Source organism: Protofrankia sp. CiP1_Cm_nod4 (assembly GCF_982290645.1).
Genome location: NZ_CEVIVC010000223.1, coordinates 1 through 2,101 on the forward strand (window position 1 = coordinate 1; position 2,101 = coordinate 2,101).

Below are 2,101 nucleotides of genomic sequence, written 5' to 3' on the forward strand. Positions count from 1 at the left end.
CCTGAGCCCCCCGTGCCCGGTCGGATCCCGGCTCCGCCGGCTCCGACGGCTGTCCTCCCCTGGGCTTCGGATCCGTCCTGGCCGGCATCGCTGGCGCCGGCCGCGATGACGCCGGCACCAGCGATGCCGGACCTGACGACAACGGCCCCGATGTCACCGGCAGCCCTGGCGCCACCGCCCCCGGGGACAGCGGCACCAGCTACGGGGACGTCGGATGCAGTGGCTTCGAATGCAGAGGCCTCGAATGCAAAGGCCTCGGACGCAGAGGCTTCGGATATGGGAGCTTCGGACACAGGAGCTCTGGCAACGCCGGAGTCCGGGGCGGCGGCGCCGGGGACGCCGGAGCCGGTGATGCCAGATCCGGTGCGGCCGGCCCCGGTAACGCCGGAGCCGACAAGACGGCCTTCAGCTCCGCCGGCCTCGCTGGCCCCGGGCGAGGTGGCCTCGACTCCGCCGGCTCCGCTACCGCCGGCTCCGACGCCGGCTGGTCCGCTCCCGACACTGCCCCATCCGGTGCGGACGCCTTCAGCAGCACCAGGCTCGGGGGCGTCGGCTTCGGGGATGCCGAGGCCAGCCACGCCGGATCTCGTGGCACCAGGACCGAGAACGCCCGGCTCAGGAGCTCCAGCCCCGGAAAAGCCCGGCCCGGGGACGCGGGTGCCAGCGCCGCCGGCCGCGAGGTCACCGGCTGCGGAGCCAGCGAGTCCAGGAGCGCCGGGGCCAGGAGCGCCGGGGCCGGAAATGCCAGGACCGGGGATGCCGGGGCCGGTGTGGTTCCGCTCGCCGCCGTGGGCGGCCGGCCGGGTCTCGCCGCGGGTGGGATGCGGCTGCGTCCGCCTGCCGATGCCGGCCCGCGTCCCTCCAGGCCGCGGGGGGCCGCCGTCCCCACGGCCGCCGCCGGGCCGCGGGCGGCCGGCCCGGCGGCTGACGGTCGCGTCGCGCTCGCCCTCCAGGTCGGGCATGCGCAGGCCGAGCAGGGAAACCGGCCTGGCGTCACCGAGATCCGCGGCGGGGAACATGTCCTCGGCGGCGAGGATCCCGGGCCGGTCATCCTGGATGTCGGCCCGGTTGTCGGCATCCTCGTGGACGTTCCAGGGCCCGTCCGGCTCCCCGTACCCGCCCGGCCGGCGGGCGGCATCCGGCCCGGGGCCGTCTTCGTCACGCCTTCGCGCGGTCGTCACCGCTCACCACCGCCTCCCCCTCCCGTGGCGGGCCGCACCGGCCCCGGCCGGAATCGTCCACGAGACGCGATAACCCCAAATCCGCCGGATCCGGGCCGCCGCGACCACGGTATGCGCCAGCCGTTACGGATACGAGTCCCCTCGACAAGGAACAGTTACAAACTCGCTCCGAACCGCCGAGGCTCGCCCGATCTCCCCGCCAACGCCAGTAAACAACCCACCCACGGACGCCCAACCCGCGGGTCGGAATCCGGAATCCGGCCCACGCCGTTCACGCACCCCGACCGGGGTGGGTGAAACGCCCACACCTGCCGGCCGGGACGGGCGTTTCACCCTGGCACTCCAACCTCGATATCGCCGCCCGCCGTCCATCACCCACCGGCCAGCCACCGGCCAGCCACCGGCCAGCCACCGGCCAGCCACCGGAAGCATGATCCGCACGACTTTGTCGTCGCGTACGCTTTCCGGCCCGGTGAGCGTACCCAGCGACAAACTCGCGCCGGTCTTCCTCAGGCCGACCGCGACGCAGGCGCCGATCACGTCTTCCGGCCGCTCGTGGCGGCCGGCTCACCAAGGGCCGGCCGGTCGCCGCACATCGACCTGGGCTTCGGGAGGCTGACCGAGCTGCTCAAGTAGGAGATCGAGTTTCCGGCCGGTGTCGAGAGTGCGGGGGTGGGTGGGGCCGAGGACACGCCGGCGGCGTTGCCAGACCTCTCGGTACAGATCCCGCGCCTTCTCCTCTTCCCCGACGACGCGCAGGACGCCGGCGAGACTGCGCGCCGAGGCCAGAGTGTCGGGGTGGTCGTCACCGAGGATCCGCCGCCGGCGGGCGAGCGTGTCCTCGCACAGGGCACGGGCAGCCGGATAATCCCCCAACCCGGACAGGGCGTCGGCGAGACTGTGCGCCGAGGCCAGGGTGT

General features: G+C 74.1%; 1 protein-coding gene. It reads right to left on the bottom strand.

Annotation, left to right across the window (positions count from 1 at the left end; translation table 11 throughout):
- Positions 1-1,748: 1,748 nt before the first annotated feature.
- Positions 1,749-2,101: tetratricopeptide repeat protein (locus AC5LSR_RS23140; protein WP_250287412.1), on the bottom strand; the 353-nt coding region annotated here is incomplete at its 5' end.